14 protein-coding genes are annotated in these 17777 nt (G+C 70.4%); 8 read left to right on the forward strand and 6 right to left on the reverse strand.

The window, feature by feature from the left end; translation table 11 throughout:
• Nucleotides 1–33: 33 nt before the first annotated feature.
• The 4 genes from ABZ822_RS13630 to ABZ822_RS13645 all read right to left on the reverse strand — a co-directional run bounded on the left by ABZ822_RS13630 (nt 34) and on the right by ABZ822_RS13645 (nt 4046).
• On the reverse strand, nt 34–831 hold the full coding sequence (locus ABZ822_RS13630) for a succinate dehydrogenase/fumarate reductase iron-sulfur subunit (RefSeq protein ID WP_360851806.1): 798 nt from the start codon (nt 829–831) through the stop codon (nt 34–36).
• Nucleotides 828–2774, reverse strand: a complete 1947-nt coding sequence (locus ABZ822_RS13635; RefSeq protein WP_360851809.1) for a fumarate reductase/succinate dehydrogenase flavoprotein subunit — start codon at nt 2772–2774, stop codon at nt 828–830. The genes ABZ822_RS13630 and ABZ822_RS13635 overlap by 4 nt, the downstream gene beginning before the upstream one ends.
• 27 nt (nt 2775–2801) lie before the next feature.
• The gene (locus ABZ822_RS13640) at nt 2802–3644 is read right to left on the reverse strand and encodes a hypothetical protein (RefSeq protein WP_360851812.1); all 843 of its coding nucleotides are present in this window, start codon (nt 3642–3644) and stop codon (nt 2802–2804) included.
• Nucleotides 3645–3749: 105 nt separating this feature from the next.
• Nucleotides 3750–4046, reverse strand: coding sequence for a hypothetical protein (locus tag ABZ822_RS13645; protein WP_360851815.1), 297 nt, complete (start codon nt 4044–4046; stop codon nt 3750–3752).
• A gap of 311 nt (nt 4047–4357) precedes the next feature.
• On the opposite strand from ABZ822_RS13645, the gene ABZ822_RS13650 reads away from it, so the two are divergent.
• The 8 genes from ABZ822_RS13650 (at nt 4358) to ABZ822_RS13685 (ending at nt 15512) form a co-directional block, all read left to right on the forward strand.
• Nucleotides 4358–6448 (forward strand): ABC transporter family substrate-binding protein, encoded by a 2091-nt coding sequence (locus ABZ822_RS13650; RefSeq protein WP_360851818.1) that lies wholly within the window; start codon nt 4358–4360, stop codon nt 6446–6448.
• A gap of 216 nt (nt 6449–6664) precedes the next feature.
• A complete protein-coding gene (gene typA, locus ABZ822_RS13655) occupies nt 6665–8572 on the forward strand; it encodes a translational GTPase TypA (protein ID WP_360851821.1) in 1908 nt (635 codons plus the stop codon).
• Between the two features lie 138 nt (nt 8573–8710).
• Nucleotides 8711–9817, forward strand: coding sequence for a PP2C family protein-serine/threonine phosphatase (locus ABZ822_RS13660; protein WP_360851823.1), 1107 nt, complete (start codon nt 8711–8713; stop codon nt 9815–9817).
• A 176-nt stretch (nt 9818–9993) separates the two neighbouring features.
• The gene (locus ABZ822_RS13665) at nt 9994–11610 is read left to right on the forward strand and encodes an ABC transporter substrate-binding protein (RefSeq protein ID WP_360851826.1); all 1617 of its coding nucleotides are present in this window, start codon (nt 9994–9996) and stop codon (nt 11608–11610) included.
• A 4-nt stretch (nt 11611–11614) separates the two neighbouring features.
• Nucleotides 11615–12538, forward strand: coding sequence for an ABC transporter permease (locus tag ABZ822_RS13670; protein ID WP_360851829.1), 924 nt, complete (start codon nt 11615–11617; stop codon nt 12536–12538).
• Nucleotides 12531–13472 (forward strand): ABC transporter permease, encoded by a 942-nt coding sequence (locus tag ABZ822_RS13675; RefSeq protein WP_360851832.1) that lies wholly within the window; start codon nt 12531–12533, stop codon nt 13470–13472. The genes ABZ822_RS13670 and ABZ822_RS13675 overlap by 8 nt, the downstream gene beginning before the upstream one ends.
• 11 nt (nt 13473–13483) lie before the next feature.
• Nucleotides 13484–14464: an ABC transporter ATP-binding protein gene (locus ABZ822_RS13680; protein WP_360851835.1), complete on the forward strand. Its 981-nt coding sequence runs from the start codon at nt 13484–13486 to the stop codon at nt 14462–14464.
• Nucleotides 14457–15512, forward strand: a complete 1056-nt coding sequence (locus tag ABZ822_RS13685; RefSeq protein ID WP_360851838.1) for a dipeptide ABC transporter ATP-binding protein — start codon at nt 14457–14459, stop codon at nt 15510–15512. Before ABZ822_RS13680 ends, ABZ822_RS13685 begins: the two co-directional genes overlap by 8 nt.
• A 76-nt stretch (nt 15513–15588) precedes the next feature.
• On the opposite strand, the gene ABZ822_RS13690 is transcribed toward ABZ822_RS13685, so the two are convergent.
• A complete protein-coding gene (locus ABZ822_RS13690; protein ID WP_360851841.1) occupies nt 15589–16698 on the reverse strand; it encodes a dipeptide ABC transporter ATP-binding protein in 1110 nt (369 codons plus the stop codon).
• 11 nt (nt 16699–16709) lie between these two features.
• The gene (locus ABZ822_RS13695) at nt 16710–17771 is read right to left on the reverse strand and encodes an ABC transporter ATP-binding protein (protein ID WP_360851844.1); all 1062 of its coding nucleotides are present in this window, start codon (nt 17769–17771) and stop codon (nt 16710–16712) included.
• Nucleotides 17772–17777: the final 6 nt, after the last annotated feature.

Below are 17777 nucleotides of genomic sequence, written 5' to 3' on the forward strand. Positions count from 1 at the left end.
CGCTGTGCCGATTCCCGCTCGCCGCGGGGGCGTTCAGGTCCGGCGGCGGATCTTGTTGCCCAGCCAGACCAGCGGGTCGTACTTACGGTCCACGGCCCGCTCCTTCAGCGGGATCAGGGCGTTGTCCGTGATCTTGATGCCCTCCGGGCAGACCTCCGTACAGCACTTCGTGATGTTGCAGTAGCCCAGCCCGTGGTCCTCCTGGGCCGTGGCCTTGCGGTCGAGGCCGGACTCCGCCGCCGCGTCCAGCGGGTGCATGTCCAGCTCCGCGATCCGCATCAGGAAGCGCGGACCCGCGAACGCGGCCTTGTTCTCCTCGTGGTCGCGCACCACATGGCAGGTGTCCTGGCACAGGAAGCACTCGATGCACTTCCTGAACTCCTGCGAGCGGCCCACGTCCTCCTGCTGCATCCGGTACTCGCCCGGCGCCACCCCGGGCGGCGGGACGAACGACGGAACCTCGCGTGCCTTCCGGTAGTTGAAGTTCACGTCCGTCACCAGGTCCCGTACGACCGGGAAGGCGCGCAGCGGCGTCACCGTGAGCGTCTCGTCGCGGTCGAAGACCGACATGCGCGTCATGCACATCAGCCGCGGCCGCCCGTTGATCTCCGCGCTGCACGAACCGCACTTGCCCGCCTTGCAGTTCCAGCGGACCGCGAGGTCGGGAGCCTGGGTGGCCTGGAGCCGGTGGATGATGTCGAGGACGACCTCGCCCTCGTTCACCTCGATGCGGAAGTCCTCCAGACCGCCGCCGTCCGTGTCGCCCCGCCAGACCCTGAAGTGCGCCTCGTACGCGCCGGTGTCGGTCTGCTGGGGGGTGTCGGTACTCACTGGGTCAGCTCCTCGTCCGTCAGGTACTTCACCAGCTCTTCCTTCTCGAAGAGGCCCAGCAGGTCGCCGCGGATCGGCGGCATGTCGCGCCGCTCCAGCCGGATCTGGCCGCGCTCCGGGTCGGAGGCGGCGACCGAGCCGGTCGGGTCGGCGAGCGAGCAGACCAGGTTGACGCGCCGCCACTCGCGGTCCATCTGCGGGTGGTCGTCGCGCGTGTGGCCGCCGCGGCTCTCGGTGCGCTCCAGCGCCGCGCGCGCCACACATTCGCTGACCAGCAGCATGTTCCGCAGGTCGATGGCCAGGTGCCAGCCCGGGTTGAACTGGCGGTGGCCTTCCACACCGGCGTTGCGCGCCCGGGCGCGCAGTCCGCCCAGCCGGTGCAGCGCCTCGGCCATCTCGCCGTCCCGCCGGATGATCCCGACGAGGTCGTTCATCGCCTTCTGGAGCTCCTGGTGGAGGGTGTACGGGTTCTCGGCCGGGCGCCCGTCCGGGTGCGCCGCGTCCGGTCCCTCCGCGCTGAACGGCCGCAGCGCCTCCGCCTCCGCCGCCTCGATGTCGGTGTCGGACGGCAGGGGCCGCTCGCCGCCGCTGCGCGCGGCCGCGTACTCCGCCGCGTGGAGCCCGGCCCGCCGGCCGAACACCAGCAGATCGGAGAGCGAGTTGCCGCCCAGCCGGTTCGAGCCGTGCATGCCGCCGGCGACCTCGCCCGCGGCGAAGAGGCCGGGCACGCCGTTCGCGGCCGTCGTGTCCGGGTCGACGTCCACGCCGCCCATGACGTAGTGGCAGGTCGGGCCGACCTCCATCGCCTCGGCGGTGATGTCGACGTCCGCCAGCTCCTTGAACTGGTGGTGCATGGACGGCAGCCGGCGCTTGATGACCTCGGCGGGCATACGCGTCGACACGTCAAGGAACACCCCGCCGTGCGGCGAGCCGCGGCCCGCCTTCACCTCGGAGTTGATGGCGCGCGCGACCTCGTCGCGGGGGAGCAGCTCGGGAGGACGCCGGTTGTTGTCCGGGTCCTCGTACCAGCGGTCGCCCTCCTCCTCGCTCTGCGCGTACTTCTCCTTGAAGACGTCCGGGATGTAGTCGAACATGAAGCGTTTGCCGTCGCTGTTGCGCAGCACCCCGCCGTCGCCACGCACCGACTCGGTGACGAGGATGCCCTTCACCGACGGCGGCCAGACCATCCCGGTGGGATGGAACTGCACGAACTCCATGTTGATCAGCGGGGCCCCGGCCAGCAGCGCGAGCGCGTGCCCGTCGCCCGTGTACTCCCAGGAGTTCGAGGTCACCTTGAACGACTTGCCGATGCCGCCGGTGGCGAGCACGACCGCGGGCGTCTCGATCACGAAGAAGCGACCGGATTCCCGCTCGTAACCGAAGACTCCGGAGACCTTGCCGTCGTTCTTCAGGACGCGCGTGACCGTGCACTCCTGGAAGACCTTGAGGCGCGCCTCGTAGTCGCCGTACTCCTTGAAGTCCTCCTGCTGCAGCGCGACGATCTTCTGCTGCAGGGTGCGGATCAGCTCCAGACCCGTACGGTCGCCGACGTGCGCGAGGCGCGGGTACTCGTGCCCGCCGAAGTTGCGCTGGGAGATCTTCCCGTCGGCCGTACGGTCGAAGAGCGCGCCCCAGGTCTCCAGTTCCCAGACCCGGTCCGGGGCCTCGCGCGCATGCAGTTCGGCCATGCGCCAGTGGTTCAGGAACTTGCCGCCGCGCATCGTGTCGCGGAAGTGCACCTGCCAGTTGTCGCCCTCGTTGACGTTGCCCATGCTCGCCGCGATGCCGCCTTCGGCCATGACCGTATGGGCCTTGCCGAAGAGCGACTTGCAGATGACCGCGGTGCGCATGCCCTGCTCGCGGGCCTCGATGGCGGCGCGCAGGCCTGCGCCGCCGGCGCCGACCACGACCACGTCCCACGCCTGCCGGTCGACTTGCGTCATCGTTTTTGCATCCCTCTCAGAAGCGGTCTAGAAGATCTGCGGGTCGGCGAAGACGCCGGTGGCGAGCAGATAGACGTAGAAGTCGGCGATCGCCACGCTGATCAGCGAGGCCCAGGCGAGCTGCATGTGCCGCTCGTTGAGTCGGCCGACCAAGCCCCACAGCCGGTAGCGCACCGGGTGCTTCGAGAAGTGCTTCAGACGGCCGCCGACGATGTGCCGGCACGAGTGGCAGGACAGGGTGTACGCCCAGATCAGCACGATGTTGATCAGGAAGACGACCGTGCCGAGGCCCATGTGGCCCCACTCGTAGTCGGAGTTGCGGAACGCCAGAACGGTGTCCCAGGTGAGGATCCCGGCGACCGGCACCGCCGCGTAGAAGAAGTACCGGTGGATGTTCTGGAGGATCAGCGGGAAACGCGTCTCGCCCGTGTACTTCCGGTGGGGCTCGGCCACCGCGCAGGCCGGGGGCGACGCCCAGAAGCCGCGGTAGTACGCCTTCCGGTAGTAATAGCAGGTCAGGCGGAAGCCGAGCGGGAAGATCAGGATCAGCAGGGAGGGGGAGAGCCCCCACCAGCTCCCGAAGATCTCCCAGTTGGGGCCGCCGCGCATGGTCTCGCAGTTCTCCGCGAGGCAGGGCGAGTAGAAGGGCGAGACGTACGGCGCGGCGTAGTAGTCGCTGTTCGCGAAGGCGCGCCATGACGAGTAGAGGACGAACGCCAGCAGTCCGGCGGCGGTGACGGCCGGTGTCAGCCACCAGCGGTCGGTCCGCAGATGGCGCGCGGAGATGGCGGCGCGCGTGGCGGAGTACACCCCGCCGCGCGCGTCACTGGGTTCGTCGGTGCCCGTTCGGGGTTCGGTACCAGTGGCCAATTCGATGACTCCGAGGAGGAGCGAGGGTTCGGCTGTGAACGCGTACGACGGGGGTGACGCGGATGGGGAGGGCCCGGCGCGGGCCCTCCCCACCGCACGGACGCGCTAGGGCGCGTGACGGTCGCGTGCGCCGAGGCCCTCGTCCTCGGCATCGGTCCACAGGGCGCTGTTGTACGGGGTGTCCGGGATGGTCACCATCTCCGGATGGCGGGCCGGCGCCTGGGTCCGCCCCTGCCCGGCGCTGTCACGCAGCAGGGCGAGGCTCTCGCGCAGGTGGTCCGCGTCGGTGCGCACGCGGCGGACTTCAAGGCTGCCGCCGACTTGCTGTTCCAGCCGTCCCAGAGATCGGGTCAGCTCGTCGAGTGAGCGCTGTGCGGCTGTCAGATCATCCGATACGGACATGGAGTGCCCTCACTTCCGCGCTTGCGGGCCAACGCTTGCCAACGCTGATGCGCCTGTGAGTGTCGCGCGTCACATCCCGGCTTGGCTAGGGATCTACAAACATTGCCCCTTCGTGTCGGGAACGGGCGCTCCCGTGCGCCCCCTGTGACTCGTTGCGACACATGTGCCGCCTGCCGCCGTACGGGTGGGAATCCCGGCCTCCGTGCCGTGTCGCCGTGCCTGGGTGGAACGAGTCGATTTCAGTGGTCCAGGAATAGATGTGATGAGCGGCATAAGCGCCCAAAAGGGTGCGGCATGGAGGTTTTCAGGTCATGTCCATCTACGGCGTCAGCGGCGGCCGGACGGCATCACGTACCCCAGGTGCATCACGCGCATCACGAACGGGACCGGACGCGCGGCGGCGCCGCCGTGCCACCGCGCTGCTCGCCGCGGGTGCCCTGCTCCCGCTGCCCGTCCTGGCCGGGTGCAGCGACTCGTCGAGCACGCCGACCGCCACGGCCGTACCGAAGGACGTCGCCGTCACCGGGCGGGGCCGGGTCGAGGACGGCGGGACCGTGCGCTGGGCCATCGACGCGGTGCCCGCGACGCTGAACACCTTCCAGTCGGACGCCGACGGCGCGAGCGACCGCATCGCGGGCGCCGTGCTGCCCTCGCTCTTCACCCTGGACGACCACGGCAAGCCGGCGCGCAACGAGAACTACCTCGCCGCCGCCGATGTCACCGAGCGCGAGCCGAAGCAGATCGTGACCTACCGGCTCAACCGTGAGGCCACCTGGAGCGACGGGCGCAAGCTCGGCACCGCCGACTTCGTCGCGCAGTGGAAGGCCCTCAGCGGCAAGGACCGCGCCTACTGGACCGCGCGGAACGCCGGCTACGACCGGATCGAGAAGATCGAGCAGGGCAACGGCCCGCAGGAGGTGCGGGTCACCTTCGCCAAGCCGTACACGGACTGGCGCTCGCTCTTCACCCCGCTGTACCCGAAGGCCGTGATGGGCAGCCCGGACGCCTTCAACGACGGGGCCCGCAAGACGCTCGAGGCCACCGCGGGCCCCTTCGAGCTGAAGAGCAAGGCGAAGGGCACGGTCACCCTCGTACGGAACCCGGACTGGTGGGGCGACAAGGCCAAGCTCGACAAGCTCGTCTTCGCCGCCGTCCCGCGCGGCAAGCGGGCCGAGGCCCTCGCCAAGGGCCGCCTCGACATCGCCGAGATCGACCGGCCGGTCGTGGAGCAGATCGACGGGACGTCCAAGCCCAAGGGCGACGGTCAGCAGATCCCGAAGAGCGAGCGCGGCGCGGCCGGGGCCGAGGACCGGGACCACGGCGCACGCCACGAGCCCGCGGACCGCAACGCGCACCAAAACGAGAACAACGCCGGCAACGCCGACAACAAGGCCGACGGTGAGGACGAGGAGAGGACCGAGAAGCGGGCGGAGGACAGGCGCGAGGAGGGCGCCCGCCAGGCCGGTCAGGTCCGCGCGGCGGCGATCCGCGGCTACACCGTCCGCCGGTCGCTCGAGCCCGCCTACACCCAGCTCGCGCTGAACGGCTCCACCGGTCCGCTCGCGGACGAGCGGGTGCGGCGCGCGATCGCCCGGACGATCGACCGCCAGGCCATCGCCAAGGCCGTGCTCCAGCCGCTCGGCCTGCCCGCCCAGACGCTCGGCAGCCACGTGATGATGGCCGGGCAGCAGGGGTACCGCGACAACAGCTCCGCGCTCGGCAGCCGGGACACCGCGGCCGCCCAGGCGCTGCTCACCTCGGCGGGCTGGCGCGAGGGCCGCGGCGGGCTCGCCGGTCACCAGGGCAGCGAGAAGGGCGACACCGGGGAGAAGGGCGCGGGCAACGCCAACAAGCCCGCCGACGTCCGGACCCTGCAGAAGGACGGCAAGCCGCTGACCCTGCGCTTCGTCCTCCCGACCGGCCCCGGCACCGAGCCGCTGCGCACCGCTGGGAGCCGTATCTCCACGATGCTGGAGAAGATCGGCATCCGTACGGAGATCACCAAGGTCGCCGACGAGAGCTACTTCAAGGACCACATCGCCTCGGGCGACTACGACCTGGCCCTCTGGTCCTGGCCCGCCAGCGCCTACCCGGCCACCGACGCCCGCCCGATCTTCGCCAAGCCGCAGCCCGCGCCCGACGGCTCCCTGATCGTCGAGCAGAACTACACCCGTGTCGGCACCGACCACATCGACCAGCTCTTCGACCAGGCCGTCACCGAGCTGGACGCGGCGGCCTCCCGGGCGCTGGTCCGCCGGGCCGACGCCCGCATCTGGGCCGCGGCCGGGTCGGTCCCGCTCTACCAGCGGCCGCAGCTGATCGCGGTCAAGTCGAAGCTGGTGAACGTGGGTGCCTTCGGCTTCGCGACCCCGCGCTACGAGGACATCGGCTTCAAGAAGTAGCCCCGTCCGCCCGGCGCAGCCGCCGGGCGCGGGAACGACGGAGCACCAGCGCTCCCGGCAGGTCCTCGGACCGGCCGGGAGCGCTGCCGTTCATGGCCGCCGGGAGGGGACGCGGCCCGGGCCCGTACCATGGGACGAGCCGAGGCGGGTCCGCCCGGCGGGGCGTACGAGGAACGAGACGCCGCACCCACGATCCGAGAGAAGCGCAAGCGACCCATGCCCACGCGCCACGACATCCGCAATGTCGCCATCGTCGCCCACGTCGACCACGGCAAGACGACCCTCGTCGACGCCATGCTGAAGCAGGCCGGGGCCTTCGCCGCCCACGCCGCCGAGCACCTCGACGAACGCATGATGGACTCGAACGACCTCGAGCGCGAGAAGGGCATCACCATTCTCGCCAAGAACACGGCCGTCAAGTACCACCCCAAGGACGGCGGTGAGCCGGTCACCATCAACATCATCGACACCCCCGGCCACGCCGACTTCGGCGGCGAGGTCGAGCGCGGCCTGTCGATGGTGGACGCGGTCGTGCTGCTCGTCGACGCCTCCGAGGGCCCGCTGCCGCAGACCCGGTTCGTGCTCCGCAAGGCGCTCCAGGCCCGGCTTCCGGTCATCCTCTGCATCAACAAGACCGACCGCCCGGACTCCCGGATCGACGAGGTCGTGAACGAGGCGTACGACCTCTTCCTCGACCTGGACGCGGACGAGGACCAGATCGAGTTCCCGATCGTCTACGCCTGTGCCCGCGACGGCGTCGCCTCGCTGACCAAGCCGGAGGACGGCACCGTCCCGGCCGACAGCACCAGCCTGGAGCCGTTCTTCACCACGCTGCTGGACACCGTCCCGGCCCCGCGGTTCGACGAGACGGCACCGCTCCAGGCGCACGTCACCAACCTGGACGCGGACAACTTCCTCGGCCGTATCGCGCTCCTCCGCGTCGAGCAGGGCGAGCTGCGCAAGGGCCAGACCGTGGCGTGGATCAAGCGGGACGGCACCGTCGCGAGCGTCCGTATCAGCGAGCTGATGATGACCGAGGCGCTCACCCGCAAGCCGGCCGAGGTGGCGGGCCCCGGAGACATCTGCGCGGTCGCCGGCATCCCCGACATCATGATCGGGGAGACCCTGGCGGACCCGGAGAACCCGGTGGCGCTGCCGCTCATCACCGTCGACGAGCCCGCGATCTCGATGACCATCGGGACGAACACCTCGCCGCTCGTCGGCCGTGGCGGTACGGGCAAGGGCGCGGACGCCAAGGCCGCGGTCAAGGACCGCAAGGTCACCGCCCGCCAGGTCAAGGACCGCCTCGACCGTGAGCTGATCGGCAACGTCTCGCTGCGCGTCCTGGACACCGGGCGCCCGGACGCCTGGGAGGTCCAGGGCCGGGGCGAGCTGGCGCTCGCGATCCTCGTCGAGACCATGCGCCGTGAGGGCTTCGAACTCACCATCGGCAAGCCGCAGGTGGTCACCCGGGAGGTCGAAGGGAAGGTCCACGAGCCCGTCGAGCGCATGACGATCGACGTGCCCGAGGAGCACATGGGCGCGGTCACCCAGCTCATGGGCGTCCGCAAGGGCCGGATGGACAACATGTCCAACCACGGCTCCGGCTGGGTCCGGATGGAGTTCGTCGTCCCGTCCCGCGGACTCATCGGCTTCCGCACCGAGTTCCTGACCCAGACCCGCGGCACCGGCATCGCCCACTCCATCCACGAGGGTCACGAGCCGTGGTTCGGCGACCTGCGCACCCGCGCGTCCGGCTCGCTGGTCGCCGACCGCTCCGGCGCGGTCACCGCCTTCGCGATGACCAACCTCCAAGAGCGCGGCACGCTCTTCGTCGAGCCCGGCACCGAGGTGTACGAGGGCATGGTCGTCGGTGAGAACTCGCGCTCCGACGACATGGACGTGAACATCACCAAGGAGAAGAAGCTCACCAACATGCGGTCCTCGACCGCCGATGTGACCGAGTCGATCGTCCCGCCCAGCAAGCTGTCGCTCGAGCAGTCGCTGGAGTTCTGCCGGGACGACGAGTGCGTCGAGGTGACGCCGGAGACCGTCCGCATCCGCAAGGTGGCGCTCGACCAGCGCGAGCGCGCCCGCGCCGCCTCCCGGGCCAAGCACGCCTGACCCTGCCCCGACGGGCCCGCCTGACATCGTGTCGGGCGGGCCCGTTCGTCGTACCCCCGCCGCCCCCGTCGCCCGTCCGGCCATCCGGTCGGGCGCCCTCCGCATGCAGGCGTGCGGGGGCTGCGGTGGACTGGGGCGGTGGCCGAGAGCGCGAGCATTCCGCGGGAGACGCGGAAGTACCTGCCGAGCCCGCGCACGTTCCTCCTGTGGATGGTCGGACTGAGCGCCGTCATCATGCTCGTCGGCTTTGCGCTCGGGCACGTCTCGCGGCTGGCCACCGTGCTCGTCTTCCTGCCCGCGTACGCCGCCGGGGTCGGTACCGTACGCCAGACGACCATCGCCGCTGTCTGGGTGACGCTGCTGGTCTCGGGCTCCTTCATCGGCCCGCGCGGGGGCGAGGACAACTCCGTCACCGCGTTCGTCGTCACCGGCGGACTTGGGGCGCTGGCCGTCGCGACCGCCGCCGAACGCGTCCGCCGGGAGACCGAGCTGTCCCGCGTCCGCACCGCCGCCGTCGCGCTCCAGCAGCAGATCCTGCGGCCCCTGCCGCTGCGCACCGAGCAGGTGCTGGTGTGCGGGCTCTACGCGCCGCTGGAGCAGGACAAGCTGGTCGGCGGCGACATCTACGAGGCCGTCTCCTCGCCGTACGGGACCCGGGTCCTCATCGGGGACGTGCAGGGCAAGGGGCTTCCGGCGATCGGGGCCGGGTTCGCCGTGCTCGGCGCCTTCCGGGAGGCGGCGCACCGCGAGCCCACGCTGACGGCGGTCGTCGACGCGCTGGAGAGCGCGGTCGTACGGCACAACGAGTTCGCCACCGGGACCGGTGAGCCCGAACGCTTCGTCACCGCGCTCGTCGTCAGCATCGACGCGGGCGCGGCAGCGCAGGCGGTCAACTGCGGCCACGGGGAACCGTACTTGGTGCTGCGCGACCGCTCGACGCCGGTCCCGCTCGACGAGGCCGGGGTGCCGCTGGGGCTGCGCTCGCTGTCCCCGGGCCCCCGTACGGTCCAGTGGCTGCCGTTCCCCGACGACGCCGACCTGCTGCTGTTCACGGACGGCATCACCGAGGCCCGCGACCGGGACGGGGTCTTCTACCCGCTCGCCGAGCGTCTGGACCGCTGGCGGGGGCTCGCGCCCGACCGGCTGGCGGAGACGCTGCGCGCCGATGTGCTCCGGTACACGGAAGGGGACCAGCGGGACGACATCGCGGTGCTCGTCGTCCGGCGGCTGCAGCCCACGCCGTGAGCGCGCGGCCGGGCGAGAGCGGAGCCGGAGGCTCCCCGCCCCCGTGAGGGACGGCGCTCCCGCATCCGGGGGGTTCTGGGTCGCGACCCGCGCGGGGCGCCGCCGCCAAGGCCGGTATGCACCATCTTGGGGTGTTATTTGGATATCAGTGACCGGTATTCCGAGGAGGCACCACCATGCGCCGAGCCACCTATGCCACGCGGGCCGCCGGTGCGGTGGCCCTCGCTCTCGCCGCGACCGCCTGCGGCGGCTCCGGCGGCTCGGGCGGCGAGGCGGTCCTCAGCTCCTCGTGGGGCGACCCGCAGAACCCGCTCGAACCGGCCAACACCAATGAGGTGCAGGGCGGCAAGGTCCTCGACATGATCTTCCGCGGGCTCAAGCGGTACGACCCGAGGACGGGCGAGGCGAAGGACATGCTCGCCGAGCGCATCGAGAGCACCGACGCGCAGAACTTCACCGTCACCGTCAAGGACGGCTGGACCTTCAGCAACGGCGAGAAGGTGACGGCCCGTTCGTTCGTCGACGCCTGGAACTACGGGGCGCTGATCGACAACCAGCAGAAGAACGCGTACTTCTTCGAGTACATCGACGGCTACGACCAGGTCCACCCCGAGTCCGGGAAGGCGACCGCGAAGACGCTGTCGGGGCTGCGCGTGAAGGACGACCGGACCTTCACCGTCAGGCTCACCCAGAAGTTCTCGACCTGGCCCGAGACCCTGGGCTACCCGGCCTACGCGCCCCTGCCCCGCACGTTCTTCGACGACCACGAGGCCTGGCTGAGCAAGCCCGTCGGCAACGGCCCGTACGCGATCGAGTCGTACGCCAAGGGCTCCGCGATGCGGCTGCGGAAGTGGCAGGACTACCCGGGCCGGGACAAGGCGCAGAACGCCGGTGTGGACCTGAGGGTCTACACCGACAACAACGCCGCGTACACCGACCTCCTGGCCGGCAACCTCGACCTCGCCGACGACATCCCGGCATCCCAGCTCAAGAACGTCCGCCGGGATCTGGGCAGCCGCTACATCAATCAGCCCGCCGGCATCATCCAGACCCTGGCCTTCCCCTTCTACGACAAGAACTGGGGCGCGGGGAAGGAGAAGCTGCGCATCGGCCTCTCCAAGGCGATCGACCGCAAGCAGATCACCGAGCAGATCTTCCAGAAGACCCGCACCCCGGCCAGTGACTGGACCTCGCCCGTCCTCGGCGGACAGGGCGGGTACAAGGCGGGACTGTGCGGGGAGGCCTGCGAGTACGACCCGGCCGAGGCGAAGCGGCTGATCAAGGAGGCGGGCGGCCTGCCCGGCGGGCGGATGACGCTCACCTCCAACGTCGACACGGGCTCCCACCGCACCTGGATGGACGCCGTCTGCAACAGCATCAACAACGCCCTCGGCAACGACCGGGCCTGCACGGTCAATCCGGTGGGCACCTTCGCCGACTACCGGAACCGGATCCACAGCGGGAAGATGTCCGGCCCGTTCCGCACCGGCTGGCAGATGGACTACCCGCTCATCCAGAACTTCCTGCAGCCGCTCTACTACACCGACGCCTCGTCCAACGACGGCAAGTGGAGCGACGAGAAGTTCGACCAGCTCGTCAACGACGCCAACGCGCACAGCGTGCAGGACCGTGCCGTCTCCACCTTCCAGAGCGCCGAGAAGATCCTCGCCGAGAAGATGCCGGCCATCCCGCTCTGGTACCAGAACGGCAGCGCCGGCTACACCGATCGGCTCTCGGGCGTGATCCTCAACCCGTTCAGCGTCCCCGTCTACGAAGAGATCGAGGTCGGCTGAGCGCATGGGGCGCTACGTCATCCGGCGGCTGCTGCAGATGATCCCGGTGTTCATCGGCAGCACCTTCCTGATCTTCTTCATGGTCTACGCTCTCGGCGACCCGGTCGCGGCACTCTTCGGCGACCGTGCCCCCGACCCGGCCACCGCCGCCCGCATCCGCCACGAACTCCATCTCGACCAGCCGTTGTGGCAGCAGTACGCGCACTACATGGGCCAGATCTTCCGGGGCGAGTTCGGCACCGCGTTCAACGGCCAGCCGGTCACGGACCTGATCGCCGAGTCCTGGCCCATCACCCTGAGGCTGACGCTCGTCGCCGTCGCCATCGAGCTGACCGTCGGCGTCGTGCTCGGTGTCATCGGGGGGCTGCGGCGCGGGCGCACCGTGGACACCGGCGTCCTCTTCCTCACCCTCGTCGTGATCTCCGTGCCGACCTTCGTCACCGGCTATCTGCTGCAGTTCGTCTTCGGCGTCCAGTGGGGGATGATCCGGCCGTCCGTCTCACCCGAGGCGCCGGTCGGCGAGCTGCTGCTGCCGGGTGTCGTCCTCGCGCTGGTCTCGCTGGCCTACGTCACCCGGCTCACCCGGACCTCGATCGCCGAGAACGCCGGCGCCGACTACGTACGGACCGCCGTGGCCAAAGGACTTCCGCGGCGCCGGGTCATCACCCGTCATCTGCTGCGCAATTCGCTGATCCCGGTGGTCACCTTCATCGGCACCGACATCGGCACGCTGATGGGCGGCGCGATCGTCACCGAGCGGATCTTCAACATCCACGGCGTCGGCTTCCAGCTCTACCAGGGCATCCTGCGCAACAACGCGCCGACGGTCGTCGGCTTCGTCACCATCCTCGTGATCGTCTTCCTGCTGGCGAACCTGCTCGTCGACGTCCTCTACGCCGTACTCGACCCGAGGATCCGCTATGTCTGAGGAGACGATCGAGCGTCCCGCCGAACCCGACCCGTCCCCGGCGCCCGGCGGGCCCGGTTCCGCCCTTCCCGGAGCCGCGGCCGACGTGCCCGCGCGCAGCCTGTGGTCCGACGCCTGGCGGGATCTGCGCCGCAACCCCGTCTTCGTCGTCTCCGCGCTGCTGATCCTCTTCCTGGTGGTCATCGCCCTGTGGCCGCAGGCGATCGCGAGCGGCAACCCGCTCCAGTGCGACCTGTCCAAGTCGCAGGCGGGCTCCGCGCCCGGACACCCCTTCGGCTACGACACCCAGGGCTGCGACGTCTACACCCGCACCGTGCACGGGGCCCGCGCCTCCCTCGTCGTCGGCTTGTGCGCCACCCTCGGCGCCGCCCTGCTCGGCGGGCTTCTCGGCGGACTCGCCGGCTACTTCGGCCGCTGGAGCGACGCGGTGCTCTCCCGTACGGCCGACATCTTCTTCGGCATCCCGGTCGTGCTCGGGGGACTGGTCCTGCTGTCCGTCGTCACCAGCTCCACCGTGTGGCCGGTCGTCGGCTTCATCGTGCTGCTCGGCTGGCCGCAGGTCTGCCGGATCTCGCGCGGCGCGGTCATCACGGCAAAGCAGAACGACTACGTGCAGGCCGCCCGCGCGCTCGGCGCCGGGCACACCCGGCTGCTGCTGCGGCACGTCGCGCCCAACGCCGTCGCGCCGGTCATCGTCGTCGCCACCATCGCGCTCGGGACGTACATCGCGCTGGAGGCCACGCTCTCGTACCTCGGCGTGGGGCTGAGGCCGCCGACGGTCTCCTGGGGCATCGACATCTCCAACGCCGCGCCCCAGATCCGCAACGCCCCGCACATGCTGCTGTGGCCCGCGGGCGCGCTGAGCGTGACCGTGCTCGCGTTCATCATGCTCGGCGACGCGGTGCGCGACGCCCTCGACCCCAAGCTGCGCTGAGGAGACCGGAGATGACGACGCTGCTGGACGTGCGCGATCTGCGGGTGGAATTCCGTACGCGGGACGGGGCGGCCCGGGCCGTCAACGGCGTCTCGTACAGCGTCGACGCCGGGGAGACGCTGGCGGTGCTGGGGGAGTCGGGCTCCGGCAAGTCGGTGACCGCGCAGGCGATCATGGGAATCCTCGACAGCCCGCCGGGGCGAGTGACCGGGGGGCAGGTCCTCTTCCAGGGACGGGACCTGCTGACGATGGACAGGGACGAGCGGCGCAGGCTGCGCGGATCCCGGATGGCCATGATCTTCCAGGACGCGCTCTCGGCCCTCAACCCGGTGCTGAGCGTGGGGTATCAGCTCGCGGAGATGTACCGCGTCCACGAGGGGGTCTCCCGCAAGGAGGCCAGGGCGCGGGCCGTGGAGCTGATGGAACGCGTACGGATCCCGGCGGCACGGCAGCGGGCGGGCGACTATCCGCACCAGTTCTCCGGCGGGATGCGGCAGCGGATCATGATCGCGATGGCGCTGGCCCTGGAACCGGACCTGATCATCGCGGACGAGCCGACGACGGCGCTGGACGTGACCGTCCAGGCCCAAGTCATGGATCTGCTCGCCGAGTTGCAGGCCGAGTACAAGATGGGGCTCATCCTGATCACCCACGATCTGGGCGTGGTCGCGGACGTGGCCGACCGGATCGCGGTGATGTACGCGGGCCGGATCGTGGAGACCGCCCCGGTCCACGACCTCTACAAGCGCCCCGCCCACCCCTACACCCGCGGCCTGCTGGACTCCATCCCGCGCCTGGACCGCAAGGGCCGGGAACTGTACGCGATCAAGGGCATGCCGCCCAGCCTCCTCGGCATCCCGCCCGGCTGCCCCTTCAACCCGCGCTGCCCCCGCGTCCGCGACATGTGCCGCACGGACCTCCCCCCGCTCCACCGGGTGTCCGAGGACCGGTCCAGCGCCTGCCACTTCTGGAAGGAGACGCTCGATGCCTGAGATGCCCGAGGCGATCCTCCAGGCACGCGACCTGGTCAAGCACTACCCGCTGACCCAGGGCGTGGTGATCCGGCGCACGGTCGGCGCGGTCAAGGCCGTCGACGGGGTCTCGTTCGACCTGCGGCGTGGCGAGACGCTGGGCATCGTGGGGGAGTCCGGTTGCGGCAAGTCCACCCTCGCCAAGCTGCTGGTGAACCTGGAGCGGCCGACGGCGGGCGAGATCCGCTACCGCGGGGAGGACGTCACCCGGCTGTCCCGGCGCGCGCTGAAGTCCGTACGCCGCAACATCCAGATGGTCTTCCAGGACCCGTACACCTCGCTCAACCCGCGGATGACGGTCGGCGACATCATCGGCGAGCCCTTCGACATCCACCCCGAGGTCGCGCCCAAGGGCGACCGGCGGCGCCGGGTACGGGAGTTGCTGGACGTCGTCGGGCTCAACCCGGAGTACATCAACCGCTATCCGCACCAGTTCTCGGGTGGCCAGCGGCAGCGCATCGGCATCGCGCGGGGGCTCGCCCTGCGCCCGGAGATCATCGTCGCGGACGAGCCGGTCTCGGCGCTGGACGTGTCCGTCCAGGCCCAGGTCGTCAACCTCATGGAGCGCCTGCAGGACGAGTTCGGGCTCTCCTACGTCGTCATCGCGCACGACCTGTCCGTCGTCCGGCACATCTCGGACCGGGTGGCGGTGATGTACCTCGGCCGGGTCGTGGAGACCGGCACCGACGAGGAGATCTACGACCACCCCACCCACCCGTACACCCAGGCCCTGCTCTCGGCCGTTCCCGTCCCCGACCCGGAGTCGCGCGGCGGGCGGGAGCGGATCCTGCTCGCCGGGGACGTGCCCTCACCGGCCGACCCGCCGTCCGGCTGCCGCTTCCGTACGCGCTGCTGGAAGGCCGACGAGCGCTGCGAGCGGGAGACGCCGCCCCTCGCCGTCCCGCCGGCGTTCCGGACGGCGGGCGGCCCGGTCGCGCACGCCTCGGCCTGCCACTACGCGGAGGAACGTCTCGTCACGGGCGCAGCGGCGGGGCCCGCGGAGGTGTAGGGACCCGTGCCGGAACAGCAGCGGAGCCCGTGCCCTCCCGGGGCACGGGCTCCGACAACTGCCGGCGGATGCGGGCTTACGCGTCCTTCTCCAGCGCCGACAGCGCCGGGTCGAGGACGACGTCCTGCTCGCGGGCCGCGATCGTCGGCTCCTCGGGGAAGTGGCAGGCGGTCAGGTGCCCTTCCTTGTTGCCGCCGATCTGCACGAGCGGCGGCTCCTGCGTCGCGCACTTGTCCTGCGCCTTCCAGCACCGCGTACGGAAGCGGCAGCCGGACGGCGGGTTGACGGGCGAGGGAACGTCACCGGCGAGGCGGATGCGCTCGCGCTGCGGTGAGTCGTCGTCCAGCTCGATCTCGGGGACGGCCGAGAGGAGCGCGTGCGTGTACGGGTGGCGCGGGCGGTTGTAGATCGAGTCGCGGTCGCCGACCTCCACCACCTTGCCCAGGTACATCACCGCGACGCGCTGCGAGAAGTGGCGGACCACCGCGAGGTCGTGGGCGATGAAGAGGAACGCGATGCCCAGCTCCCGCTGGAGCTCCTGGAGCAGGTTGACGACCTGCGCCTGGATCGACACGTCGAGCGCGGAGACCGGCTCGTCCGCGATGATCAGCTTCGGCTCCAGGGCCAGCGCGCGGGCCACACCGATGCGCTGCCGCTGACCGCCGGAGAACTCGTGCGGGAAGCGGTTGTAGTGCTCGGGGTTGAGACCCACGGTCTCGAGCAGCTCGCGCACCTTGTTCTCGCGGCCCCCGGGCGGGTTGATCCCGTTGACCTCCATGGGGCCCTTGATGATCGTGCCGACCGTCTGCCGCGGGTTCAGCGACGAGTACGGGTCCTGGAAGATCATCTGGATCTCGGAGCGGATCGGGGCGAGCTGCCTGCGGTTCGCCCGCGTGATGTCCTGCCCGCTGTACGTGATCTTGCCGCCGGTCGGCTCCAGCAGACGGGTCAGCAGCCGGCCCGTGGTGGACTTGCCGCACCCGGACTCGCCGACCAGGCCGAAGCTCTCGCCCTGGTGCACGGTCAGGTCGACGCCGTCCACGGCCTTGACCGCACCGACGGTGCGCTTGATCGGGAAGCCGCCCTTGATCGGGAAGTGCTTGGTCAGGCCCTCCACCGTCATCAACGGCTCACCCGGCGCCGGCACGGCGCCGCGGGGGGTGGGCAGGGTGAGTTTCTCGGTCACGGTGAATCTCCCTAGCCCAGCCGGGGCTTGATCTGCTCGATGAAGATGGTCTCCTTCTGGGCGCCCGTCAGGTGGCAGGCCGACCCGCGTCCCTCGGGCAGCGCCGGGCGCTCACCGGAGCACCGTCCGCCGCCGACCTCGGCGGCGAAGGCGCAGCGCGGGTGGAAGGGGCACCCGCTCGGCGGGTTCAGCAGGCTCGGCGGGCTGCCGGGGATCGACAGCAGCTCCTCGTCGGTCCCGGAGGACAGGCGGGGCATCGAGCCGAGGAGACCCCAGGTGTACGGGTGCCGGGGGGCCCGGAGGACCTCCTTGACCGAGCCGCGCTCCACGGCGCGGCCCGCGTACATCACCAGGATGTCGTCGGCCATGTTGGCGATGACACCGAGGTCGTGGGTGATGAAGATGATCGCCGAGCCGAACTCCTGCTGCAGGTCCTTCAGCAGGTCCAGGATCTGCGCCTGGACCGTCACGTCGAGCGCGGTGGTCGGCTCGTCCGCGATGAGCAGCTGCGGGTTGCAGACCAGCGACATCGCGATCATCGCGCGCTGGCGCATACCGCCGGAGAACTGGTGCGGGTAGTCGTCCACGCGCAGCTTCGGCTGCGGGATGCCGACCTTGTCGAGCATCTCGATCGCGCGCCGCTTCGCCTCGCGACGGGAGGCGCCGGTGTGCTTCATGTACGGCTCGGCGATCTGCCGGCCCACCGTGTAGTACGGGGAGAGGGCCGTCAGCGGGTCCTGGAAGACCATCGCCATCTTGTTGCCGCGGAGCTTCTCCAGCGTCTTCTCCGGCGCGGCCGTCAGCTCCTGGCCGTCGAGCACGATCTCGCCGGTGATGGTCGTGGAGGCCGGGTTGTGCAGGCCCAGCACCGTCAGGTTGGTGACGGACTTGCCGGAGCCGGATTCGCCGACGATGCCGAGCGTCTTGCCCCGCATGAGGTCGAAGGAGAGGCCGTCGACCGCCTTGACCATGCCGTCCTCGGTGGAGAACTGCACGTGAAGGTCGCGCACGGACAGGAAGGCGTCCGACCCGGTCGGTGCGGGCTCGCCTTCGGTCTTGGTGAGTGTGGTCACGGGTCG

The organism is Streptomyces sp. NPDC047108, assembly GCF_040643575.1.
In the GTDB taxonomy this organism is placed as follows: domain Bacteria; phylum Actinomycetota; class Actinomycetes; order Streptomycetales; family Streptomycetaceae; genus Streptomyces.

What these genes read in the sequence shown, in the direction of transcription:
- ABZ822_RS13645 (WP_360851815.1), bottom strand. Translation starts at nt 4,046, where the DNA reads ATGTCCGTATCGGATGATCTGACAGCCGCACAGCGCTCACTCGACGAG.
- ABZ822_RS13635 (WP_360851809.1), bottom strand. Translation starts at nt 2,774, where the DNA reads ATGACGCAAGTCGACCGGCAGGCGTGGGACGTGGTCGTGGTCGGCGCC.
- ABZ822_RS13675 (WP_360851832.1), top strand. Translation starts at nt 12,531, where the DNA reads ATGTCTGAGGAGACGATCGAGCGTCCCGCCGAACCCGACCCGTCCCCG.
- ABZ822_RS13670 (WP_360851829.1), top strand. Translation starts at nt 11,615, where the DNA reads ATGGGGCGCTACGTCATCCGGCGGCTGCTGCAGATGATCCCGGTGTTC.
- ABZ822_RS13650 (WP_360851818.1), top strand. Translation starts at nt 4,358, where the DNA reads ATGTCCATCTACGGCGTCAGCGGCGGCCGGACGGCATCACGTACCCCA.
- typA (WP_360851821.1), top strand. Translation starts at nt 6,665, where the DNA reads ATGCCCACGCGCCACGACATCCGCAATGTCGCCATCGTCGCCCACGTC.
- ABZ822_RS13665 (WP_360851826.1), top strand. Translation starts at nt 9,994, where the DNA reads ATGCGCCGAGCCACCTATGCCACGCGGGCCGCCGGTGCGGTGGCCCTC.
- ABZ822_RS13685 (WP_360851838.1), top strand. Translation starts at nt 14,457, where the DNA reads ATGCCTGAGATGCCCGAGGCGATCCTCCAGGCACGCGACCTGGTCAAG.
- ABZ822_RS13680 (WP_360851835.1), top strand. Translation starts at nt 13,484, where the DNA reads ATGACGACGCTGCTGGACGTGCGCGATCTGCGGGTGGAATTCCGTACG.